Annotated in this window: 1 protein-coding gene; it reads left to right on the top strand. The window is 49.1% G+C overall.

The window, feature by feature from the left end:
* On the top strand, nucleotides 1-277 hold a 277-nt coding region (locus FN960_RS23970; protein WP_143850804.1), incomplete at both ends, for a fimbrial protein.

Here is a 277-nt window from a genome sequence, read left to right as displayed (position 1 = left end):
GGCATCAGTTGGATTGATACCACTCTGACCGGAAATGCATCATCAAGCTCACCTAAGCTTATTATACCGCCGTCTGGTGATTCATCTTCGACGACAAGTCATATCGGTCTGGGTTTCCAAAAACGGACTACTGATGATGCCACTTTCCTTAAACCTAACAGTGCGGAAAAGATACGCTGGAGCACAGACGAGATGCAGCCCGATAAGGGTCTTGAAATGACCGTTGCGCTACGTGAAACAGATGCAGGGCAAGGCGTACCGGGGAATTTTCGTGCAC

The sequence above is a fragment of the Alkalicoccobacillus porphyridii genome (genome assembly GCF_007293315.1).
Classification (GTDB): Bacteria; Bacillota; Bacilli; order Bacillales; family Bacillaceae_D; genus Alkalicoccobacillus; species Alkalicoccobacillus porphyridii.
This window is presented reverse-complemented; position numbering and strand designations above follow the sequence as displayed.